This is a genomic window from Variovorax sp. P4_B10, assembly GCF_056402375.1.
This window is the reverse complement of sequence record NZ_JBFUHN010000031.1, coordinates 12494-34043: the sequence shown is the minus strand read 5'-3', so window position 1 is coordinate 34043 and position 21550 is coordinate 12494. Positions and strand designations below refer to the sequence as shown.

General features: G+C 69.5%; 15 protein-coding genes. 1 reads left to right on the top strand and 14 read right to left on the bottom strand.

All coding sequences use genetic code 11. The features are described 5' to 3' along the window. The 14 genes from tssE to phnD form a co-directional block, all read right to left on the bottom strand. A complete protein-coding gene (gene tssE, locus AC1DXX_RS16245) occupies positions 1 to 516 on the bottom strand; it encodes a type VI secretion system baseplate subunit TssE (protein ID WP_042582249.1) in 516 nt (171 codons plus the stop codon). Then, the gene (locus AC1DXX_RS16240; RefSeq protein WP_478135231.1) at positions 509 to 1342 is read right to left on the bottom strand and encodes a type VI secretion system accessory protein TagJ; all 834 of its coding nucleotides are present in this window, start codon (positions 1340 to 1342) and stop codon (positions 509 to 511) included. The genes tssE and AC1DXX_RS16240 overlap by 8 nt, the downstream gene beginning before the upstream one ends. Positions 1343 to 1711: 369 nt before the next feature. Then, on the bottom strand, positions 1712 to 2269 hold the full coding sequence (locus AC1DXX_RS16235) for a hypothetical protein (protein WP_478135230.1): 558 nt from the start codon (positions 2267 to 2269) through the stop codon (positions 1712 to 1714). A 46-nt stretch (positions 2270 to 2315) separates the two neighbouring features. Next, positions 2316 to 4316, bottom strand: a complete 2001-nt coding sequence (locus AC1DXX_RS16230; protein WP_478135229.1) for a caspase family protein — start codon at positions 4314 to 4316, stop codon at positions 2316 to 2318. An 8-nt stretch (positions 4317 to 4324) separates the two neighbouring features. Further along, positions 4325 to 5470, bottom strand: coding sequence for a hypothetical protein (locus AC1DXX_RS16225; RefSeq protein ID WP_478135228.1), 1146 nt, complete (start codon positions 5468 to 5470; stop codon positions 4325 to 4327). Positions 5471 to 5498: 28 nt separating this feature from the next. Continuing rightward, positions 5499 to 6167, bottom strand: a complete 669-nt coding sequence (locus AC1DXX_RS16220) for a hypothetical protein (protein WP_478135227.1) — start codon at positions 6165 to 6167, stop codon at positions 5499 to 5501. Between the two features lie 124 nt (positions 6168 to 6291). Next, the gene (mltA, locus tag AC1DXX_RS16215) at positions 6292 to 7875 is read right to left on the bottom strand and encodes a murein transglycosylase A (protein ID WP_478135226.1); all 1584 of its coding nucleotides are present in this window, start codon (positions 7873 to 7875) and stop codon (positions 6292 to 6294) included. Positions 7876 to 7930: 55 nt separating this feature from the next. Continuing rightward, the gene (locus AC1DXX_RS16210; protein ID WP_478135225.1) at positions 7931 to 9859 is read right to left on the bottom strand and encodes a protein kinase domain-containing protein; all 1929 of its coding nucleotides are present in this window, start codon (positions 9857 to 9859) and stop codon (positions 7931 to 7933) included. Positions 9860 to 9914: 55 nt separating this feature from the next. Next, positions 9915 to 10550, bottom strand: a complete 636-nt coding sequence (gene tagF / locus AC1DXX_RS16205; RefSeq protein ID WP_478135224.1) for a type VI secretion system-associated protein TagF — start codon at positions 10548 to 10550, stop codon at positions 9915 to 9917. Beyond that, positions 10547 to 14155, bottom strand: coding sequence for a type VI secretion system membrane subunit TssM (tssM, locus tag AC1DXX_RS16200; RefSeq protein WP_478135223.1), 3609 nt, complete (start codon positions 14153 to 14155; stop codon positions 10547 to 10549). Before tssM ends, tagF begins: the two co-directional genes overlap by 4 nt. After that, positions 14152 to 15483, bottom strand: coding sequence for a DotU family type VI secretion system protein (locus AC1DXX_RS16195; protein ID WP_478135222.1), 1332 nt, complete (start codon positions 15481 to 15483; stop codon positions 14152 to 14154). The genes tssM and AC1DXX_RS16195 overlap by 4 nt, the downstream gene beginning before the upstream one ends. A gap of 32 nt (positions 15484 to 15515) precedes the next feature. Continuing rightward, entirely contained in the window at positions 15516 to 16847 is a 1332-nt protein-coding gene (gene tssK / locus AC1DXX_RS16190) for a type VI secretion system baseplate subunit TssK (RefSeq protein ID WP_478135221.1), read from the bottom strand. A 139-nt stretch (positions 16848 to 16986) separates the two neighbouring features. Next, the gene (locus tag AC1DXX_RS16185; RefSeq protein ID WP_478135220.1) at positions 16987 to 18051 is read right to left on the bottom strand and encodes a phosphate/phosphite/phosphonate ABC transporter substrate-binding protein; all 1065 of its coding nucleotides are present in this window, start codon (positions 18049 to 18051) and stop codon (positions 16987 to 16989) included. 365 nt (positions 18052 to 18416) lie between these two features. Continuing rightward, positions 18417 to 19451: a phosphate/phosphite/phosphonate ABC transporter substrate-binding protein gene (gene phnD / locus AC1DXX_RS16180; RefSeq protein WP_478135219.1), complete on the bottom strand. Its 1035-nt coding sequence runs from the start codon at positions 19449 to 19451 to the stop codon at positions 18417 to 18419. Between the two features lie 161 nt (positions 19452 to 19612). On the opposite strand from phnD, the gene AC1DXX_RS16175 reads away from it, so the two are divergent. Next, positions 19613 to 21502: an ATP-binding response regulator gene (locus tag AC1DXX_RS16175; protein ID WP_478135218.1), complete on the top strand. Its 1890-nt coding sequence runs from the start codon at positions 19613 to 19615 to the stop codon at positions 21500 to 21502. Positions 21503 to 21550 lie beyond the last annotated feature (48 nt).

The following is a 21550-nucleotide window of genomic DNA, read 5'->3' as shown; positions in this document are numbered from 1 at the left end:
TTACCTTGGGTTTTGCGCCATGTCCACGATCTCTATGCGGCCTTCTTCCAGATCAACACGGCTTCGCATCAGGAACTCCAGCGGCACGGGTTGCGCCCACAGCATGCCGCGGATCTGCAGGCCGATGCTGTTGTGGGAGTCCAGTGCCGAGCCTTCCATGACGAGTTCCACTTCGAGAGTGCGGGACAAAATGCGCGGCTCGAACTGCAGGATTGCGTTCTTCAAAGCCTGTTCCATGCTGACACGCTGCACCGACGAGGTGAACTGGCCAGACAGCATAGGCAATCCGTAATTGATGACCGAGCGCGCGGCATTCGGGTATTGCTTGTCGTCCATCGCGAGCCCGAAGCCGGTGGCGTTGAAGAGCCAGCTCAGGTCGCGCAGCACGGCCGCGCGCAGCGCCTGCTTGGTCAGCGTGCGCTTCTCGTCGCTCTCGCGCTTCTCGGTGGGCGCGTTGTCGACCAGGCGGTCGAGCAGCGAAGGCTGCAGGCGCTCCTGGGCGGTGAGTTCAGCCACCGTCGCTGCTTTCTTCCGGAGCTTCGGCAGAGGCCGCCGGCGTGAACAGGATCTCGCGCACATCCATGAGCGCGTACTCGCCGGCATCGCTGCCCAGCACACGCTGGCCGTAGCCGGCCCAGACCTCGGGGCGCAGCTCGCGCCACTCGGTCTTGCGCGCGAGCCGCAGCTCGCCGTCTTCGCATTGCTCGGTGCCTTCGTAGCGGGTGGGAATGAGCGCGAGCGTTTCGCCGCCGTTCTCGAACTGCAGGTGCGCGGGCATCCAGACGCAGTCGCGCAGGTCCTCGGGCGGGTCGATCTTGATGTGCGCAAGCCGGGCGTAGGGAATCCAGTAGTACTTCCCATTGACGAAGGCTTCGAGCACCGGGCCCAGGCGCATGTCGGCATCGGCCAGCCATTCGAAGGGCACGCCATCGATGGTGCCGCCGATGGCGGGCGCGCTGTCGAAGGCGCGCTGGCGAAGGTCTTCAGCCAGTTCGGACTCGCCGCGCCCCTGCCGCAGCAGCGACTCGATGAGAAGCGCCAGCCATTCGTCGGGCTGGCCGAAGATCATGGGCGTGCGCGTGCCGGCGAACACTTCGGCGCGCAGACCTTCGCAGCGCACGGCATCGCCGTACACCTGCTTCATGGGCACGGCGAGCGCATCGAGCTCGGCCGCGACAGTCAACTGGTTGAGCGCGCGCTCCCACTGGCCCAGCACGCACAGCAGTTGCGCCATGAAGACGCGGTGCTTGCTGTCGGAGGGCTTGGCGCGCACCTCGTCGCTGAGCGCCTTGAGGGCGGCCACCGGGTCGGCGGACTTGAGGAGTTCGGCGGATGTGGTCATGTGTTGCTCCGTTCGGTGTCAGTGCTTGTGTTCGGGGTGCTTGTTCGGGGCGCTTGTGTTCGGGGTGCGTGCACAGGACACCGGGTACTCCCCTCCGCGAATGTCCCCCGCTTCGCTCCTCCTTTATTTCGCTGCGGGGAGCACCCGGTGCCCTGCGCACGAGGGCACGCTGTCGGTTTGCGGCCGATCAACCAGTGCTCTGAGCGATCACGCCGACGGTGTGCTCTGCGCAGCGAAATAAAGGAGGAGGCCTGCGGCCCTAGGCCGCGCCGGGGGACATTCGCTTCGCTGCGCACACCGTCGGCGTGGTCGCGCCCTGAACAGCAGCGCCCCGAACAACGCACGTCAAACACGACGCAAACCGCCATCTCAGTTCCCCGTAAAAGTGCAAGTGCGCACAGCACCCCGTGCACCCGTCTGCTGCTGCGGCGCTGAGCGGATTTCGAGCTTCGTGTAGTCGAAGAAGATGATGTCGCAGGGCCGCTTGGGCGTGCCGCCGGTGATGATGGCGTGGCAGTTCACGCGCGCGCCCTCGAGCACGAACTCCAGGTGCGATTGCAGGTCCTTGGAGCTGTCGCCGCCGGCCTTGAAGACCGATACGGTCACCTTCAGGTCGCTGTCCTGGTTCTTCAGCAGGCTCGCGATCGACGCCGTGGCCGCGTCGCAGTCGCGGATCACGATGAAGGCGTGGTTGCGCAGCTTGCCCTTGCTGGAGCCGGGCGGAACGACCACGTCGGACTTGTACGAATAGCCGCCGATGTCCATGCGCTGCTTGCCGTCTTCGTAGGTGCGCTTGGACTCGCCTTCGATCGGCGAGCCCTTGCTCTCGATCATCATCGAGATGTCGTTGCCCGATTCGCCCGACAGGTAGTCGAGCAGGCGCAGGGCCTCGTCGGGGTCCAGTTTTCCATCGTAGGTCCAGCTCATGTCGATCTCCTGAGAAAAATTCGGTGGTGGCGGTGGTCGGTTGTCGTTACTTCGCGGACAGGCCTTCGCCCGTCCAATGAACCATGGCGGCGAAGGTCTGCCGCTCGCTGTCGGGCTGCAGGGCCCCGCGGACCCGGACCTCGGGCGACGCATCGCCGACACCGGTGCCGAAGAGGCGCGGCGCGCTATAGGGCGCGGCGGGCGTGGCCAGCACCAGCAGCCGGCTGCCTTCGGCGTTGAACCAGGGCAGCTCGAAGCGCTTGACCGCGGGCGCCTCGCGCGTGCCGCGCTTGAAGCGGTTGGTTTCGCCCGGGTCCTCGGGATAGACCTGGCGCGCGCCGCCCTGCGGATCGATGCCGACCACGACGAGGTCCACCGAACGCCCGCTGGTGTTGCGCACGTTGAGCACGGCGCGCTCGCCGGTGCGCAGCGGCAGGAGGCGGGCATCGACCTGCTGCGCGGGTCCGCTGCGCAGCAGGCGCTCGCCGCTCCAGACCTCGAACACCGCATCGAACCCGTCGAACTGCGAATCCCTGGCAATGGTGCCGAGCTGGTTGAGCCACTTGAGGCGGGCCAGTGTTTCGAGACGGCGGCGCGCCAGTGCCGAGTCGATCGGCACGCTCTTCGCACCCGATGCGCCTGTGCCGCCGCCGTTGCCACCGAGCTGCGGCGAGAGCACGTCCAGCCTGGCGCCGGTCCAGCGCACATCGGCCGTGGCGTCCGACTCGCCCACGGCAACGACGGAGGCCGGATATTCGAGGCTCAGCCCGGGCGGCAGGCCCTGGTCCGCGCGCACGCGCAGCGCCAGCGACGCCGGCTCGCCGAGCGGCGTGATGTTCCAGAGCGCTGCGCCGGAGAGTTCGCGCAGCGCGGGCGGCACCGCCATGCGGGCCTTGTCGATATACGCCTGCGCCAGCGTGCCCTGCGYGCTGCGCAGCGTGCCGTCGTCCATGGTGGCCAGTACGCGCAGCGGCTGCTGGGCCACCAGGCCGTCGAGCAGGCCGGCCTGCAGCGTCAGGGTGTCGCCGGAGCGCTGCGCGCGCCAGACCGGCCGCGTCGAGGCGGCCTGCGCGCGGTTGGCAAAAAGCGGCGCGTCGAGGTTGCCCTCGGCCACCGGCGAGGGCAGCTCCCGGGTGGGAAAACGTTGCGCCAGTTCGTCGATCACCGGCGGGTAGACCGACAGCACGCCGTCGAACAGCTCGCGCCAGGTGGCGGGCCTGCGCCCCAGCGCTTCGACCACGGCCCAGGTCAGGAGCCCCTGCGGCCGCGCATTGCGGCTCTTGCGCGGCAGGCGCAGCTCGGGCGTGATCTGGTGGCTCTCGGAGGCGAAGAGCGCGACATAGCGTGCGCGCGGCACGGGGTCGGTCACGGCAGGCCTCGCTACGGCGGTGCGCGCCGCAGGTCCGGGCGCGCCGAGCAGCTGCGAAGTGCGCAGGCCGCGCCAGCGCACTTCGTCGTCGCCTGCGCCTTCGGCGGTGGCCGGCGTATCGGCCGCGCTGCGGGTCATGGAGTTCGCGGAGCAGGTGTCGAAGATGGAGGCGACGAACACGTTGCGGGCCAGGAAGGCCTGGATCCAGGCATCGAAATCGGCGTCGCGCAGATCGCCCGTCAGGACGTTGTCGCTGCCGAGCGTGCCGCGCACATCGCGCGCGAGAAAGTTTTCGGACAGGCCGTCGGGCTCCTGGTAGCGCTTGGCGACATCGCGCAACCGCGTGCCGTGGCCCGAGAAGTAGAGCAGCACGAAATCCCCGCTCTTCGATTGCGCGAGCAGGCGGCCGAGCGCGTCGTGGATGGCCTGCGATTCGGGCAGTGCCGCGCCGCTCACGCCGTCGGCGAGCACGGTGATGTCGGCCGCCGCGAAGCCCTGCTTCTGCAGCGCATCGCGCATCAGCATCACGTCGTTGCGCGGCGCCTGCAGCCACAGCGCCTGCGGCTGGTTCACGAGTTCGGAGACGCCTACGAGCAGGGCGCGCTGGGTGGCGAAGGCGGCACCGCCGAACACCAGCAACACCAGCGCCAGCGCGACTCGCAAACAGCGCGATCGCATGGCATGCGTCATGGCCGCTCCGACGCCGGCCTGGCCGATTCGACCAGCGGCGACGCCGCCAGCACCGACAGTCCCGCTACAGGATCGGGCACGCGCAGACGCCAGGCGCCGTCGGTGCCCGGGCCGCCGACCACTTCGGCCGACATCGTGCGCAGCAGGCGGTCGGCTTCGTCCACGCGCACGCCGTCCTTCCAGCGCACGACCAGGTTGGCCGGCGCCGCGGCCGGCACGGTGGGTACGGTGCGAAAGCGCACATCGTCTTCTTCCGCGCTGCGTCCGCCGAGCAGGCCGACGTTCTGCACCACCACGAACAGCGCCAGCACCGCGAACGCAGGGCGCATCCACCCGTCGGCGCCGAGCCAGCGCCGGATGCTGTCCCACCAGCCGCTCTCGGATCGCTCGGGGGGCCGGGCGCGCGAAGAAGCCGGCGCGGCCGGCGGCGCATCCGCGGACTGCACCAGCGCCGAGCCCAGCTGCAGGCCTGCGTTGCGGTACAGCGCCTGGTAGTCGGCACGCGGGTCCTGCGCGCCGAGCGGCGTGCCCGACAGCACCGAGAACACCCCGCCCACCGTGCGCAGCGCGATGCGCCCCGGCGCGGGTGCGATGGGCAGCACCTTCTGCGCGGCCCACTCGTCGTGCACCGCGCGGATCGCGGCGAGCCGGGTGGCCGAAATCTCGCCGAGCACGCGCGCGCACAGTTGCGGGCTGGGCTCGAGCGTGAGCACGTTCCAGGCCTGGATCAGGCCGAACGCCGGCTCGAAGGGTTCATCGTCGGGTTCGAGCAGCACGTCGAAGGCCGAGGCCCAGTCGGCCTCGCCCGCGGCCATCCAGCCCTGCCAGAGATCGCCGTGGATGCAGCGGTCGAGCAACACGCCGAGCAGTCGCCCTTCGTGCACCACGCTGACGAGGCGGCCCGGCGCCCAGCGTGCGGTGAAAGCGCGCTGGGCGACAGCCTCGCGGCGCCGGGCCAATTCGGTCAAGGGAAGCAGCAGGTCGAGCACGGCGGACGGCGGTGCTGCCGCGGCGGCGCCCGGCTCGGCCTGCAGCGCGGTACCCGGCATGGCCACCGTGGTGGCCGCGGCGGCGGGCGCGGCCGCGCCGGTTTCGAACGCATTGCGGATCGCGCTGAGCGGGGGCCAGAGTTCGGTGTTCATGGCGGTCTGTTCCTGAATGGCTATGTCTTCAGGCATAAGACGCTTCAGCACCGAGGATTTTGAAAACCTGCAGGATCGCCGCCATGTTTTCCGTCTCGATGGCGATGCCCAGGGTCTGCTGGATCCAGCCGCCCAGCCGGGTCTTGGCGTAGTCGGCGGTCAGCCCCTCGCGCTTGTGCACGAGGCCCAGCCGGCCCGCGCGGTAGTGGTAGGAAGCGATGGCATGGCGCGAGGCGATGCCCGACAGGCCGCCCTCGGCCTCCTTGCCGAAGCCCTCGCACAGCAGGATGCGCTCGGGCTCGGGCAGCTCGGCGATGAAGGCGCGCGCGGCCAACTGCACCGCCTGGGCGCTCAGGCCGTGTTCGGCGAGGCAGCCGTCGAGGTCTTCGCCGGCGCCGATCTCGTCCTCGAGCTGGGCCTCGGTGATCTGGTCGCCGATGGACAGCTTGCGGCGGAAAGAGCTGGCCCGCGTGCAATCGATGAGGTAGCGCCGGAAGTACGCGCACAGCGCGAAGGCGCTCGACGGTGCGCTGTGGCTCGCGCGCTCCTCGGCCTCGTCGGGGTCGGCATCGAGCCGCAGCACCTTCACGTAGATGAACTGCGCCACCAGTTCCTGCCGCCCCTCGCCCAGCACCTGGAGCTCGGGCGGATTGCAGGCCACGAGCGCATCGCCCACGATGCGGTACATGGTGCCCATGTCGTTCGAGGACAGCGTCTGCCGCCGCCGCCAGAGGCGGACGAGCTCAGTGCTTTCCGCAGACGAAAGCGTTTCCTGCATCTGGTGGCCGTTGGTCGAGGAAGAACATCAGTCCGTCAGTCAGTCAGTCATCGACGCAGACGCCTTCGGTCGGCACGAGGCACTGCGGCAGGTCGGCGCCGACCGGGCCGCCGCGCGTGCGGATCGCCGACGACGCCGCGGCCTGCGCCACGGCCAGCCCTCGGGGCAGGAGAATCCACAGCTGGCCGCGCTCCTTCATGCGGCGCGCGTTGGTCGCGGCCTGCAGGCCGTTGCCGAAGAAATAGTCGGCCCGCACCGCGCCGCGGATGGCGCCGCCGGTGTCCTGCGCAATCGTCAGGCGCTGCATCGGCGCGCCGCTGCCGGGCGTGCGCGTCGAGACGAACACCGGGTAGCCGAGCGGTGTGCTGCGCGGATCGACCGCGATCGAGCGCCCCGCCGACAGCGGCACGCCGAAGGCGCCCACCGGTCCGCCGACGGGCGAGGTGGATTCCTTGAAGAACACATAGCTTGGGTCCTTGATGCCCGAGCCGATGACCGGCCCCGCCGCGCGCCGCCCCGGCACCACGACCGCGCCGCTGGCGGTGGGCCGGGCCAGCGTGAAGCCGCGCGTGCGGATGGTGTTGCTCGAGACATTGCCGGCGTCGTCGTCATCGCCGTCGTCGAGTTGCAGCTCGATCGACGAGCCGCGCACCTTGACCGGGCTGCTCGGCTTGCCGTTGGCGGCCTGCGCCAGCGTGGGGCGGAAGGGCTGGCCGTTCTGCTCGGCGTAGGCGACGCGGATGATCTCGCCGTTGGCCAGCTTGATGCGGCCCGAGCCCTGGATCTGCATTTCGTACAGCGCGGTGGCGCTGCTCACGAAGGCCAGCACCTTGGCGTTGGGCGCGCCCTTGGTCTCGATTTCTTCTCGCGTGTAGTAGGGCAGCAATTGCTTGCCCTCGGCCCGCAGGCGCACCTTGCGGTCGAGCGTGTCGCGCGAGATGCCCGAGAGGTCGAGCGCGTAGAGGCCCGGCGCGCCCATGTCGCGCGTGCTGAGGCCGGTCTGCACCACCACGTTGCGGCCCTCGATCCGCGCCGCCACCGTGCCGCTGCCGGCCGGCAGCTTGCGCGCATCGGCAAACAGCATGTCGTCGGGCTGGCCGTAGACCGGATAGATGAACGGCGCTGCGTACTGCCGGCTGCCGGCGATCTCGGGCTCGAAGTAGCCGGTGACCACGCCGTCGGGCTTGCGGTCGTCGTCGCGGATCTGGTAGGCCGAGAACTCGCTCTCGAAGAAGCCGCGGATGGCATTGTTGTTCTTGCCGTCGACCCTGGCGGAGCGGTTGCACACCTCCTTCCACTCGGCGCCGCGGCCGGTGAGCACCTTGCAGCTGCCGAGGAAGGCTGGCCAGGTCTCGGAGAAATCGTCGCGCGCCCAGCCGGGCACCGCGTCGAAGCTGACCGAGGTGTAGGTGGCGAGCTGGGTCGAGAAAGTGCGCGCCTGCCCGGCCACGCTCGCGCCGGTGGATGCGGGGCGCGAGCCGGCGGTCGTTGCCGGCGCGGTGGCGTCGGCGGCCGTGCCCGTGGTGGCGGCCGGCGGTGTGCCGGCGCAGCCCGCCAGCGAGGCGACGGCCGCGACGGTGGCCCAGCGCAGGGCGGAAGCGAAGAGCGGCGACTGCGAGGTGTTCATGAAAGTCTCCTTGTCCGGAAAAAAGCGGCCCATCGGGCCAACGCTCTACAGACGATTACTTCTCGACGATTTTGAAATTCGCAACGCCGTAGACGTCGTTGCACGGGGCGTTGGGCGCGCAGACCGGCTTGCCCAGCAGCGGAGACGGCCCGGTGCCGCGCGTGGCTTCGAGCGCCGCGAGCACCGGCAACGGGAACTGCGGAAACACGCCGTCGTTCCGCACGCCGGACGCACTGAAGTCGCGCTCGTGTTCGCTGACGAGCACGGCGAACTGGTTGGTGCCGGCAGGCCCGCCGGCGTCCATCGGCCATGAAGCGCGCGGCAACGAGAGCGCGCTGTTGGCGTTGATCTTGTTGTACTTGTCGAGCAGGTTCGGGAACAGCAGGAACATCTCGCCGCCGCTCGACAGCAGGAACACGTAGACGAAGCCTTCGCGCTTGCTGCGGACCTCGAAGGCGAGCTTGTCCTTGCCGATGGCGACCTCGGGCTTCTTCGCGGTGGCCGTGACGTCGAAACCGGGCGCGGCGCCGGCCGCGAGCGACTGCAGCGATTCGACCGGCGTGCGCGGCGCGGGTGGGGGCGGCGGTGGTGGTGGTGGTGGCGGGGTCTGGGTGACCTTGATGTCCTGCGGCGGTGGCGGCGCGGTGGTGACATCGGTCTTGCCTTGGCCGCCGGCCACATCGCCGCCTGCACCGCCGGCGCGGCCCTGGTACCACCACCAGCCGCCGCCGGCGATGGCGGCGACGACGGCCACCGAAGCCAGTGCGGCAACCGCCTTGCCCTTGCCGCCGCTGCTGCTGCCGGTGCCGGGCGCGGGCGCCTGTGGCGGCGCTTTCCTGCCGCCCGTGTTGCCGATGACCGTCGCAGCATTCGCGTTGGAATTGCCGCTGCGCGCCCCCGCAGGCGGCACGGTGCGCGGCGGCGGCGCCATGCTGTGGCCGACTTCCAGGTCGAGCGCCGCGCGCAGTTCGGCCATCGACTGCGGCCGCTGCTCGGGCCGCACGCCCAGACCCGCATCGATCGCCTGCAGCAGCCGCAGGCTGTAGCGCTGGCGCAGGATCTCGTTGCCCGCGAGCGGCACGTAGCTGTCGGACAGGAGCCGCGCCACCGAAGGCGGCGGCGCGCGCCCGCACACAGCCACGTGCATCACGGCCGCGAGCGCATAGACATCGGTCCACGCGCCCTGCGACATGTCGGGCATCTCGGCGTACTGCTCGATGGGCGCGTAGCCGGGCTTGAGGATGACGGTGATCGCCTGCGTCTTGTCGGTGATCACGCGGCGCGCGGCGCCGAAGTCGAGCACCACCGGGCGGCCGGAGCCTTCGAGCAGGATGATGTTGTCGGGGGCGATGTCGCGGTGGTAGCAGTTGGCGTTGTGCATCACGGCCAGCGCCTGCGTGACGCCGTCCATGATGYGGATGAGCCAGGCTTCGTCCACGCCTGCGGGGATGGAGACCAGTGCTTCCCTCAGGGTGTCGCCGCGGTAGAAGGGCATCACCATGTAGGTGGTGCCTCGCTCCTGCCAGAACCTGTAGACCTTGAGGAGGGACGGGTGGTCGAACTGGGCGAGGAGGCGGGCTTCGTTGATGAAGCTGCGCATGCCGAGGTCGAAGGTTTCCCTGTGCCGTTCCGACAGGGGGGCGACGGTGCCGTCCTGCTGTCTTGTGGAGAGCGACGTCGGGAGGTACTCCTTGATGGCGACGACGCGTTCCAGCGCGTGGTCCCAGGCTTCGTAGACGACGCCGAAGCCGCCCTGGCCGATGACTCTCGTGATTTCGAATTCCGCGAGGCGGCTGCCTACTGGCAAGAGGCCTGCTTCGTGCGTGCCCGTGGCGGGGCTTGTCACCGGGACAGGGACGCCGGGCAGGCTTGTCGTGCCGGCGGTGATGACGGTTGCACCGGTGTCGCCGCCGCCTGTCGGCTGCGCGGGGCGCGACACGACGCGGGTGCGGTCGTCTTCCGGCGGCGGGGCGTTGTCGGTCATCGACCTGCTCCTGCCGTCTGAACGCCTTCAGGTGAAAGACAACGAGTGGCTCCCCTCATTCCCCGCTCCCCAAGAACAATGCGTCGAACTGCGCATCCCGGGGCAACCCGGTCGCCAGCATCCGAACCCCGCCCTCGACAGCGGGATCCCCCAACCACAACGAAGCCCCCGCCCCCGGCAGCGCCAGCGACTCGACGCCTACGGCAGCCTCGCCAGCGGGGGAGACGAACAACCGCCCCAGCACCGCATCGAACCGCAGCGCATCCAGATCCCCATCCAGCCCCTCCAGCGCAGCCTGCGTCCCCAGCGCCCACCAGTGCAGCGCAGCAACCAGCGCCTCCCCCTGGAGCGCATCGGAAACCTCGTCTCCCAGCTCGACGGCCAGCGTGAACGGAAAGTACCGCCCCACCCCATCGACGGAAGGCATCAACACCCCGATCCACGCCCGCGCCCCCACCACCTGCGGCCCGAGCGCAAAGCACCAGATCGGCGCCTCGAGGTAATGCGACGTCCAGTCCGCATGCCGGTCCCGCAGCCGCGCCATGCCGCGCTGCAGCCACGGATCCCACACGGAGCGAAACGACTCGGGCAGGCGCCGGTGCGCAAAGTCCCCCATGCCCGGCAGCTTGCCGAACCACCCGGGCAATTCGGCAGAGGCAAACAGGGACGGCGGAGAAGAGGCCAGGCTCACAGCCCCTCCGGACAGGAAAACTCCCGCAGCTCGCGCAACCGGATCGGATGCTGCACGCTGTTCGTCGTCACCTCGAAGCGCGTCTTGCGGGCGCCGATCTGGAAGGTGATGAAAAACTTCTCGGGCGCATCGCCGGCTTCGAGCTGGCCGTCGTCGAGCGCACGGAACAAGGCCCACGGCCCATCGACCGCCGACCCCGAGCTGCCGGTGGCCGAAGGCGGGCTCACCTGGATGCGCACTTGGTTGCTGCCCTTCGGCCCGGGCCACTGCACGGCCATCGGCACCACGGGACCGTGCGCGTACTTCACGAGCTGGCCGTCGACATCGAGGATGAACTGGGTGATGCCCGCGTCCATCTCCACCGGCTTGAAGTCCAGCCGCATCGACGGGCCACGGCCACCGGCGCGGAAGAAGATGTCCTTGATGCGCGCGGCACGCTCGAACTGCGCCAGCGCCTGCGTGGTGATCGCACCGCGTTCGGCCACGGGCTTGTAGCGCCACGGCCGCGTGCTGGTGTCGACCAGCGCAGCGAGGCGCTTCTGGAAGAAGTCGTCCATCAGGCCGCCGGCGCCGAACATCTGGCCGAAGTCCTCGGGCAGCACGTCGCGCTTGCTCGTCGGAGAGAACGGGTAGCGGCCCGCGATGGCCCGCGTGCAGAACTCGGTCACCGGCCGCAGGTCCTGGCTCAGGTTGCCGCGTTCGGCCACCTGCGCCTGGGCGGCGCCCGACTGGCTGAGGTTCTCGACCATCGAGCGCACCGGCTCGGGCAGGCGGCCGGCGTCGGCCTTGAGCTTGCCCGCCACGTCGCCGGGCGGCGGCGAGGTACGGCCCTTCACGGCCGTGTCGACCGCGTTGAGGTACACGTACACCTCGTTGAAGAGCTTCAGCGCATCGTCGAGGGGCGCAGGCTGGCCCGGCGCCGCGGCGGTGACGAGGCGGCGCAGCGGCTCGAAGCGGTCGTCGACGATGCTCTCGATGCGCTTGCCGCTGGCCACCGGCTTGTTCGGGTCGCCGCCGAACAGGTCTTCGAGGCCCTTGCGCGTGCTGGCGACGGTGGCGGTGGCCTTGCTCACCACGTCCTTCGGTTGGTCGGACGGAATCAGCGTGGTCTCCTTGACCACGGCGCGCAGGAAGTTGGCGAGCGGCGAGCTCACGCCCGAGAGAATGCGCGCGGCCTCGATGTTCTTCTCCAGGCCGCTGGCGCGGATCAGCCGCACATCGGCGAGCAGCGCTTCCCACTGCTTCACGTACTCCGCGAGGTAGAGGCGGCGCACGCGGTCGGTCAGCGCGCCGAGCGCGGCCACGTCGCGCAGCCGGTCGGCGGCGCCCTTGTCCTGGCCGAGCACCCACGGGTCTTCCGCCGCGAGCAGGCCGGTGAGCACCGTGACCTCGTTCTGGAAGCGCTTGTGATAGCCGTCGTAGGTGAACATGCCCGGCACGCCTTCGGTCAGCGGCTTGCCGCTGATGCGTTCGAACACCAGCGGCGCGGAGGGGCCGGCGGCGGTGGCCACGCTGAAGGCCGGGATGTCCTTGGTTGCGCGCTGGCGCTTCAGGCGGCTGAACACGCGCTGCTCCAGCGGATAGCTCGCGAGCACGGCGCGCACGCTGCGCACCAGGTTCTCGTCCATCTTGAGCGGCGAGCGCGGCGGGCCTTGCGCAATGAGCACGTCGAGCTGGTCTTCGAGCGCCTTGCGCTGGTCTTCGGGAATGCCGCGGTCCAGGCTGCGCGCCCAGTCGAGCGTGATCCAGGCCTTGAGCGCCTCGGGGTCGAAGTGCTCGGGCTGGTAGAGCATCAGGTAGCTCTTGAGCGCTTCGTAGGTGTACTCGAGGTTGTCCTTCTGCGCAGTGCGAAGCTGGTCTTCGATGCGCTTGGCGATCTGCGGCAGGAAGACGTCGTTGAGCGCGCGCTGGTGCGTGAGCATGGCAGCGGCGTCGAGCTTGTCGCCCTGGTAGAGGCCCAGCGTCATCGAGAGCGGCTCGTCGCCCTGGCGGTTCTCGGGTGTCTTCCAGATGTCGCGCAGGCCCTGCATCACGGGCGCGACCTCGACCAGGTTCTGCAGCTGCACAGGCAGGTTCGCCAGCATCTTCTGTGCAGGCACGGCACGGGCCTCGACCGACTTCAGGTAGTCCATGTTCCGGTACGTGCTGTAGCCCCAGCCGGCCAGGAGACCGATGGTGACCAGCGTCATCGCGGCCACGCCCGTCATGCGCAGCAGGTGGCGGCGGCGCTCCAGCTTCACGTCGGCGCCCGCGAGGCGCTGCTCGGGAAACACCACGTCGCGCAGCAGCGAGGTGAGGAAGTAGCTGCGGCCGCTGCTCTTCTGCGGCGCGAGCATCGCGCGCTCGATGCCGAAGCTGCGCGCCAGGCTGCCCATCACGCGGTCGATCGGGCTGCCCTCCTGCGTGCCGCTGGTGAAGTACACGCCGCGCACCCAGGGCGGCTGCGCGAAGCGCGAGCCGGTGAACACCTGGTCGAGCAGGTCGGACAACAGCGAGCCGATGGAGCCGAACTGCGCCGGAAAACCGAAGATCGCCGCGCGGCGCGTGCCGTCGGTCTCGCGCTGCATGCGCGCGATGAGACCGTCGTTGACGCGGTTGTGCAGCAGCGCGAACTCGCGATGGAAGGCGGTGGAGAGGCCCTTTTCGTCGAGCTGCACGTTCTCTTCGGCGGGCAGCGTGAAGCCGAAGACCTGCGCGCGCTGTTCCTTGCCGAGGTCGTCGAAGTAGTCGGTGAAGCCGTAGAGCAGGTCGCTCTTGGTGACGAGCACGTACACCGGCAGCCGCGTGGTGAGCTTCGAATCGAGTTCGAGCAGGCGCGCGCGGATCGACGCGGCGAGCTGCGTGCGCTGCTCGGGGCCCTGGCTCAGCAGGTAGTCCACGCTCACGGTCAGGAACACGCCGTTGAGCGGCCGGCGCGGACGCGCCTTCTTGAGCAGGCCCAGGAAGCCCTCCCATGCGCTCTTGTCTTCGGTCTGGTGGCTGTCCTGCGTGGTGTAGCGGCCGGCGGTGTCGATCAGCACCGCCTCGTCGGTGAACCACCAGTCGCAGTTGCGTGTGCCGCCGACGCCGCGGATCGCACCCGGACCGAACTTCTCGGCGAGCGGGAACGACAGGCCCGAGTTGACCAGTGCGGTGGTCTTGCCCGCGCCCGGTGCGCCGATGAAGACGTACCACGGCAGGTCGTAGAGATAGCTGCCGCCCGAGATCGAGAGCCAGTCGCGCCAGCCGGGCTTCTTGCYGGCCGCATGCAGGCGCATCTGCTTCAAGGTGGCGACGGCTTCGCTGAAACGGGTGTCGAGGATCTTCTGCTCGCCACTGCCAGGTGCGCCGGGCGCATCCGTCTTGGCGGCCGGCGCCTTCATGAGCCCATCTGTCAGGTGCTGGCTCGCACGGCGTGCGCGCCAGCGCCGCCACAGCATGCGCAGCACCACCATCAGCACGATGGCGCCGATCAGCAGCCAGCGCACCATCTCGCTTTCGAGCGGCGCGAGCGAGCCGATCTTCACCAGCGGGCCGATCCACCAGATCAGCAGCGCGACGACGATCAGCGCCAGGATGGTCAGCAGCACCGGGCTGAACAGGAAGCCGAAGATTTTCTTGATCATTTCGTCGCTCCTGTGTCGGCAGCGACCCGTTCGGGTTCGGTCAGCAGGACGATGTCGACGCGGCGGTTGCGCGCCCGGTTGGCCGGCGTGTCGTTGGCGGCCACCGGCTCGGCGTCGGCCTTACCGTCGGAGCGCATGCGCGCCGGATCGACCAGCGTGGTGAGCGCGCCCTTCACCGCATCGGCCCGCGCGGCCGAGAGATGCCAGTTGGACGGATAGCGCAGCGAACGGATCGGCTGGTTGTCGGAGTGGCCGGTGATCAGCACCTCGCCCTTCACCTCGGCCAGCGCCTGGCCGATGCGGCGCAGCACCGGCAGCGAAGCGGCCATCGGCTCGGCGCTGCCGGAGCCGAAGAAGGAATCGCCGCGCAGCCGCACCACGCTGCGGTCGGCCTCGTCGGTCACGGTGACCAGCCCTTGCTTGACCTCGGGTTCGAGGAAGCGCGCGAGGCGCGGCGTCTTCGCGGGCGGCGCCGGCGGCGCGATCTGGATGTTGGGCACGCGCAGGCCCGAGACGGCCGCGTAGGTGGTGTCGGAGCGGTTGTTCAGCATGAGCCGCATGCCGACCCAGGCCAGCGCGAGCAGGAACGCGAAGCCCGCTGCGAACACCCACAGCGGCAGCGATTCGCGCAGCCGCACCGTGCCCGCGCCCTGCCCGCGCCAGTGCGGCGAGAGTTCGGGTTCGAGCTGGGGACGGTCCTTGGCGATCAGGTCGGCCAGGCGCTGGCGCACCGAGTCGAGCTGCGCGCGGCCGTTGTCGACCACGCGGTAGCGGCCTTCGAAGCCGAGCGCGAGCACGCTGTAGATCAGCTCCAGCAGCTGGCGGTGCGTGGGCACGTCCTGCGCGAGCTTGGCGAGCAGCTGGAACACTTTTTCGCCGCCCCAGGTCTCGTTGTGAAACTGCACCAGCAGGCTCTGCTTGTTCCAGCCGGCCTGCACGCCCCAGGGCGTGTTGGCCACGGCCTCGTCGAGCGCAGTGCACAGCACGTAGCGCGCGGCGAGCACCGACTCGTTGCTGACGCCCGAGCGCCGCGCGCTGGCGTCGAACTGGTTCACCGCGTCGGCGGTGGAGGCACGCAGCGCCGGCACATTGGGCGGCTGCGCGAGGTTGCGCAGCTTGCCGATCAGCACCAGCAGCTTGCCGGCGGCCGACACCAGCGGGTTGAGCAGGCCGATCTCGCCGACCTCGGCGGCGGGCGTCGGCTCGGCGCCGCCGAAGAAAGGCGCGGGCGCCGCGGCCGGCGGCGTTCCGCCCGGCGTGCGCGGCTTGGGCTTGATGACCGTGCGTTCCGACTCGAAGGCGGCGAAGGGGTCGGGAGGTGTGCTCATGATGGTGTTCCGTTTCCGTCGGCCGGATGTGGCTAGGAACGAATGGCCCAGAACGCGAGGTCCAAGCCCGGGAAGTCGCCGGCGATGTGCATCGCGATGCCGCCGGATTGCTCGAGCTGGCGCCACAGGTCGCTGTTGCGCGTTTCGAGTTCGAAGTAGTTGGCGCCCGTGTGGAAAGGAATCTGGCGCGGTGCGACCGGCATCGGCGTCAAGGTGACGCCCGGCAAGGCCAGGTTGACGAGGTCGCGGATGCGCTCGACCGGGCCGATCTTGACCTGCGTCGGAAAGCGCGCGCGCAGCGCTTCGCTCGGCATGCTCGCACTCACCGCGAGCACGAAGGTCGCCTTGCGCTGCAGTTCGACGTCGGTCACCATCGCCACGCGCACGCCGTGCTTGCGGTCGTGCAGCTCGATGCGGATGGCCGATTGTTCGAACACCATCGAGAGGCTGCGGCGCAGGTCGTCCATCACCGGGCGGAAGCTCAGCGCGAGGTCGTCGTGGATGTACGGACCGAAGCGCGCCACGCGGCGCGAGTCGCGGAAGCTGGACAGGTCGCCGGCCAGCCCGAGCGCATGCTCGAAGAAATGCTGCGGGTGCAGCATCGCGCTCTTGGCGAGGTGCGCGAAGACGGCCTCGTTGCGGTTCACCGCCTGCAGCAGCATGAAGTCGGCGATCTCGGCCACGCCCCCGGTGCCGCCCTGCGTCATGCGGCCGGCCAGCGCCTCGCCGCGCTGGCGCAGCAGGCCCAGCAGCTCGTCGAGCCAGGCGCGGATCACCGCATGGCCCGCCACGTCGAGCAGCGGCGGCAGCATCGCGCGGTCGAGCTGCACCTGGTTGTCGACGCGGCGCTCGACCACGCGGGCCACGCCCATCGTGGTCCAGGCGTCGGTGGCCTCGCTGGCGCGCATCAGGCGCGTGTGGAGCTGGCCCAGCTGCAACATGGCGGTGCGCTCGCCGGCGGTATTGGAATCCGGCACTTCGGATTCGAGCACGCGGTGGCGCACCAGCTCTTCATAGTCTTCGGCGTCGGCCTCGCGCGCACCGGCACGGCGCAGGGGCAGCGCGAGCACGACGGCCTCGTCGCGCATGGACGAAGGAATGTCGATGGGTTCGGGCAGCGGGTCGACCGCCGGCATGTCGAACACCGTGCCGTCGCCGAAGATGCCGACCGCGCGCACCAGCGCGAGCTTGCCCAGCGTGAGCGCGGCCTGGTCGATTTCGAGTTCGGCGAATCCCCAGGCATAGGGGGTGGTCGAACGCAAGAGCACATGCCGCGCATGATCGGCATGACGCTCGCTTTGCTGCAGGTGCTGAGGCTGCAACAGCATCCCCTCGCTCCAGACCACTTTTGTTCGCCAACTCATCCGCACTCCGTCAACGGCAAGGGTGCCTGAAAGAAACACGAAGTTTCCGGCGCGGCGGGCGGCGGGCAAATCCGCCTAATGGCCTAGATGGAGGGGTTTGGAGCTACGGCGAAGGGACTAGGTGCGCGGTCCCGAACAGTCAGCGCGCAGCCGCACGCAAGGTCTCGACCTGCTCCGCGTACGCCTTCTCGATGCGCTGCAGCCGCTGCGTGCGCGCCGCCTCGTTCACCCACGAGGCGGCCATCGCGCGCTGTTTGCCGAGCTGGTATTCGAGCCTCGCCTGGGGCAGCAGCGCGCTGTCGTCGGCCACGGCGTAGCCGTAGGCTGCGCGCAGGCTCTTCAGCACCTCGCGCTCGGCCTCGGCGCGCGGGCCCTTGCCCTGTCCGTAGCCGACCAGGAAAGCCTGCAGCTTCGCCTGGAACTCGGGCGAGTAGTTGCGCCGCACCACCATCGGGGCGCCGGGCGGCGGCTCGGACTCCCAGATGATCTGCAGCCGCTCGGCCTCGACCGGGAACTGCTCCCGGAAGCGCTCGAAGTCGGTGGTGTTGTTGGTGGCCACGTCCGCATCGCCGTTCGCCACGGCCAGCGCGGTGGCCTGGTGGGTCCCGACGAATTCGCTGCGGAAGCGCGTCTCCATCTCGATCTTGTGGGGCAGGAAGAACTGGCTCTGCGGCACGATGAACCCTGTCACCGACCGGCTGTCGCCGCGCGCGAGCCGCCAGCGCTCGGGATCGGCGAGCATGCCTTCCAGGGTGTTGAGCGGTCCGGTCTTGCGCGCCAGCAGCACGGCGCGGTGCTCGGGCATGCCGGGCCGCCGCGCGATCTGCGCCACCACCTTCATGCGCCGCTGCATCACCGCATCGAGCGCCATCTTGGCCGAGAGAAAGGCCATGTCGATTTCGTCGCGGCCGATGGCGCGGTCGAGTTCCTCGTACGAGGGCACCGAGTGCGCATTGACCGGAATGCCGAGGGCGCGGCTCATGTCGGCCATCAGCGGCGTCCACAGGGCGCGCGATTCGACGGTGCCGCCCAGCGGCAGCACGCCGAAGCGGATCGACTGGAGAGACGGGGCGGCCTTCTCGGGCGCGGCGGCGTTGACGCCTTGCGCCAGGGCCGGCGATGGCAGGACCGGCACAGTGGCAGCGGCGACGAAGCCGCCGAAGGCCAGCGTTACCGCCAGCAGTCGCTTGAACCGGGGGAACATGTCAGTCGCTTCGCTGCGTATTGTGTTGCGGAGGGCGTTTTTCGGGGTGCGCGGGTTCGGGGTGCGTGCACAGGACACCGGGTGCTCCCCTCCGCGAATGTCCCCCGCTTCGCTCCTCCTTTATTTCGCTGCGGGGAGCACCCGGTGCCCTGTGCACGAGGGCACAGCGCTTGTGCGAGCCGATCAACCAGTGCGCTGAGCGATCACGCTGGCGGTGTGCTCTGCGCAGCGAAATAAAGGAGGAGGCCCGCGGCCCTAGGCCGCGCCGGGGGACATTCGCTTCGCTGCGCACACCGTCGGCGTGAGCGCGCCCTGAACAACGAATCTCAAGCACAACGCGACGAACAGAAAAGCAAGGTGTCATCTCAGGGAGTCGCATCTTTGAGCACGCTGACCTGTTCAGCATAGCCGCTCTCGATGCGCTGCAGCCGGGCCTGCCGCGCGGCGTCGTTCACCCACTGGGCCGTCATGGCATTCTGCTTGGCCAGCTGGTAGGCCAGCTTGGCCGCCGGCTGCAGCGAGCTGTTGTCGGCCGCCACGAAGCCGGCGAGGTCGTGCAGCGACTTGAGCACCAGGCGCTCGGTGTCGCCGCGCGGCCCCTTGGCGCGGCCGTAGCCGGTCAGGAAAGCCTGCACACGGTTGCGCAGCTCGGGCGGGTATTCGCGCCGCACCACGATCTGCGCATGCGGGATGAGGTCCGACTCCCACAGCACCTGCAGGCGCTGCGCCTCGGCCGGGAAGCGCTGCTTGAAGCGCTCGAAGTCGGCCGAGTTGTTGGTGGCGACGTCGGCCTCGCTGTTGGCCACGGCCAGCGCAGTGGCCTGGTGGGTGCCGACGATCTCGCTCAGGAAGCGCGTCTCCATCGCGATGTGGTTCGGCAGAAAGAGCTGCAGCTGCGGCACGATGAAGCCCGACACCGACTGCTTCTCGCCGCGCGCGAGGCGCCAGCGCTCCGGCTGGTCCAGCAGGTTCTTCAGCGAATTCAGGGGCGGTGTCTTGCGGGTCAGCAGCAGCGCGCGGTAGCCGGGCAGCCCGTCGTGCCGCACGACCTGCGCCACCACCTTCATGCGGCGCTGCGTGACGGCGTCGAGCGCCATCTTTCCCGAGAGGAAGGCCATGTCGACCTCGTCGCGCTGGATGGCCTGCTCCAGCGCCTCGTACGAGTTCACCGACAGCACGCTCACCGGCCGACCGATGGCGCGGCTCAACTCGGCCAGCAGCGGATCCCAGTCGCTGCGCGATTCGAAGGCGCCGCCGAGCGGCAGGATTCCGAAACGCACCGCATCCGACGGGGCCGTCTGCGCCGCAGCCATCCATGGCAAACCCACGAGCAGCGCCAAGGACGCAGCGCGAAGAAAGACGGCAACAACATGGGCGAAGCGACGCAAGGGGGCCTGCATTTTTGGACCGAAAGACATGGGCCGCGGCGAACCGACGGGTCTAACATGAACGACGCGGACGCCATTACATATCAAATAAAGGCATTTTTCGTGATGTTTTTCATGTCTTCCATGTTCCGGGGAAGCCTCATAAGCTCGGCCCTCATGCGTCCGATGCATCAATGAACTGGAACCTCCGCTTCCTCCGTGGGCTTGCCCGCCTCACTTTCGCCCAGCAGCTGATCCTGCTGGCGCTGGTGCCGGCGACCGCGGCGACGCTGGCGGCGATTGCCGTGCTGACCCGCCAGCACCTGGGCAGCCTCACCGAGCTGATGCGCGCCAACGCGCAGACCGTGGCACTGCAGGTGGCCACGGTGGCGCAGGCCCCGCTGGCGCGCATGGACCGACGCGCGCTGGCGCGCACGGCCCAGTCGGGCACCTACCAGCCGCATGTGCAGCAGGTGCAGATCTGGACGGAAGACGGCGAGATCGTGGCCAACTCCGAAACCGCCGACCGCGCGCGCGGCGAGGGCCTGCAGGTGGTGGTGCCGGTCGTCGCCGACGATGGCCGGCACAACGGCAAGGTGATGGTCGAGATCAGCCTCGACGCGGTGCAGAGCGCCCGGCGCTCGGTCTGGTTCAACGTGGTGCTCGTGCTGGCCATCAGCCTGGTGGGCGTCGGCCTGGCGGGCTGGTGGGCGGCGCGGCGCATCAGCGAGCCGATCCGAGCGCTCGGCGACGCGGTCGACCGCCTGGGCGCGGGCGAGGACGCGAGCGTGGCCATCGAGGGCACCTCCGAGGTGCGGCACCTGCAGCACGGCTTCAACCAGGCAGCCCGCGCGCTCGCCGAGAGCCGCCGGCTGCTGCAAAGCCGCATCAACGAAGCCACGGCCGAACTGGCCCGCAAGAACCAGCAGCTGGAGGTCGCGAGCCAGGCCAAGACCCGCCTGCTGGCCGCCGCCAGCCACGACCTGCGCCAGCCGCTGCATGCGCTGACCCTGTTCTCCGATGGCCTGGCCAACGGCGAGACCGACCCGGTGCGGCTGCAGCGCATCGGCCACATCCGCGAATGCGTCGAGTCGCTCGACCGCCTGTTCTCGGAACTGCTCAACCTGTCGCAGCTCGACGCGGGCGTGCTGCAGCCGCAGTGGGYCGACTTTCCGCTCGACAGCCTCTTCGACGAGATCAGCCGCAACTTCCGACCGGTGGCCGAGCAGCAGGGCCTGCGGCTGGTGGCGCGCAAGACCGAGCTCTGGGTGCGCTGCGACTACGTGATGCTCTCGCGCATCCTGAACAACTTGGTGTCGAACTCGCTGCGCCACACCATCGAGGGTGGCGTGCTGATCGGCGCGCGGCGCCGCGGCAAGGGCGTGCGCATCGACGTGGTCGACACCGGCGTTGGCATCGCGATGCAGCACCAGGCCCGGGTGTTCGAGGAGTTCTACCAGGTGGAGCCCACCGGCCGCCAGGCGGCGCGCGGCGCGCGCGGCATGGGACTGGGTCTGGCCACCGTGCAGCGCCTGGCCGAGTTGCTCAACACGCGCGTCGAACTCAGCTCCAGGCTGCACAAGGGCACCTGCGTGCGCGTGCTGGTGCGCTCGGCCCCGGCCGCCTTGCCGGCGCCGGCCGCACCGCCCGCTGCCGCCGGCATCGACGAGCAAGCCAGCCTGGCCAACCTGCGCATCCTCGTGATCGACGACGAGCGCACCATCCTCGAAGGACTGTCCGTGGTGCTCACCAACTGGGGCGCCGAAGTGCTGGCCGCGCAGACCCGCGCCGAAGCGCTCGCCCTGGCCGACATCTGGGACCAGCCGCCCGACGTGGTGGTGAGCGACCTGCTGCTGCAGGGCGGCGACAACGGGCTGGACGTGATCGCCGCGCTGGAGCGCCATCCGCGCGGCATCGGTGCCGGCACGGCGCGGCTGCTGGTGACCGGAGAGACCAAGCCCGACCGCCTGCGCGAGGTGGCGAGCGCCGGCATCGCCGTGCTCTACAAGCCGGTTGCGCCGCGCGTGCTGCGCCAGGCGATCCAGGCCCAATGCGCGGCCGCGCTGCTGAACGCCGACGCCTAGTCCATCGGACATAGACCGAGCGGCCGCCGCGTTGTGCGGTTGGTCACA

Excerpts from the sequence above, each read along its gene's own strand:
- mltA (WP_478135226.1), bottom strand. The coding sequence starts at position 7,875 with ATGAACACCTCGCAGTCGCCGCTCTTCGCTTCCGCCCTGCGCTGGGCC.
- AC1DXX_RS16225 (WP_478135228.1), bottom strand. The coding sequence starts at position 5,470 with ATGAACACCGAACTCTGGCCCCCGCTCAGCGCGATCCGCAATGCGTTC.
- AC1DXX_RS16240 (WP_478135231.1), bottom strand. The coding sequence starts at position 1,342 with ATGACCACATCCGCCGAACTCCTCAAGTCCGCCGACCCGGTGGCCGCC.
- AC1DXX_RS16195 (WP_478135222.1), bottom strand. The coding sequence starts at position 15,483 with ATGAGCACACCTCCCGACCCCTTCGCCGCCTTCGAGTCGGAACGCACG.
- AC1DXX_RS16235 (WP_478135230.1), bottom strand. The coding sequence starts at position 2,269 with ATGAGCTGGACCTACGATGGAAAACTGGACCCCGACGAGGCCCTGCGC.
- phnD (WP_478135219.1), bottom strand. The coding sequence starts at position 19,451 with ATGCAGGCCCCCTTGCGTCGCTTCGCCCATGTTGTTGCCGTCTTTCTT.
- AC1DXX_RS16185 (WP_478135220.1), bottom strand. The coding sequence starts at position 18,051 with ATGTTCCCCCGGTTCAAGCGACTGCTGGCGGTAACGCTGGCCTTCGGC.
- AC1DXX_RS16220 (WP_478135227.1), bottom strand. The coding sequence starts at position 6,167 with ATGGGCACCATGTACCGCATCGTGGGCGATGCGCTCGTGGCCTGCAAT.
- tssK (WP_478135221.1), bottom strand. The coding sequence starts at position 16,847 with ATGAGTTGGCGAACAAAAGTGGTCTGGAGCGAGGGGATGCTGTTGCAG.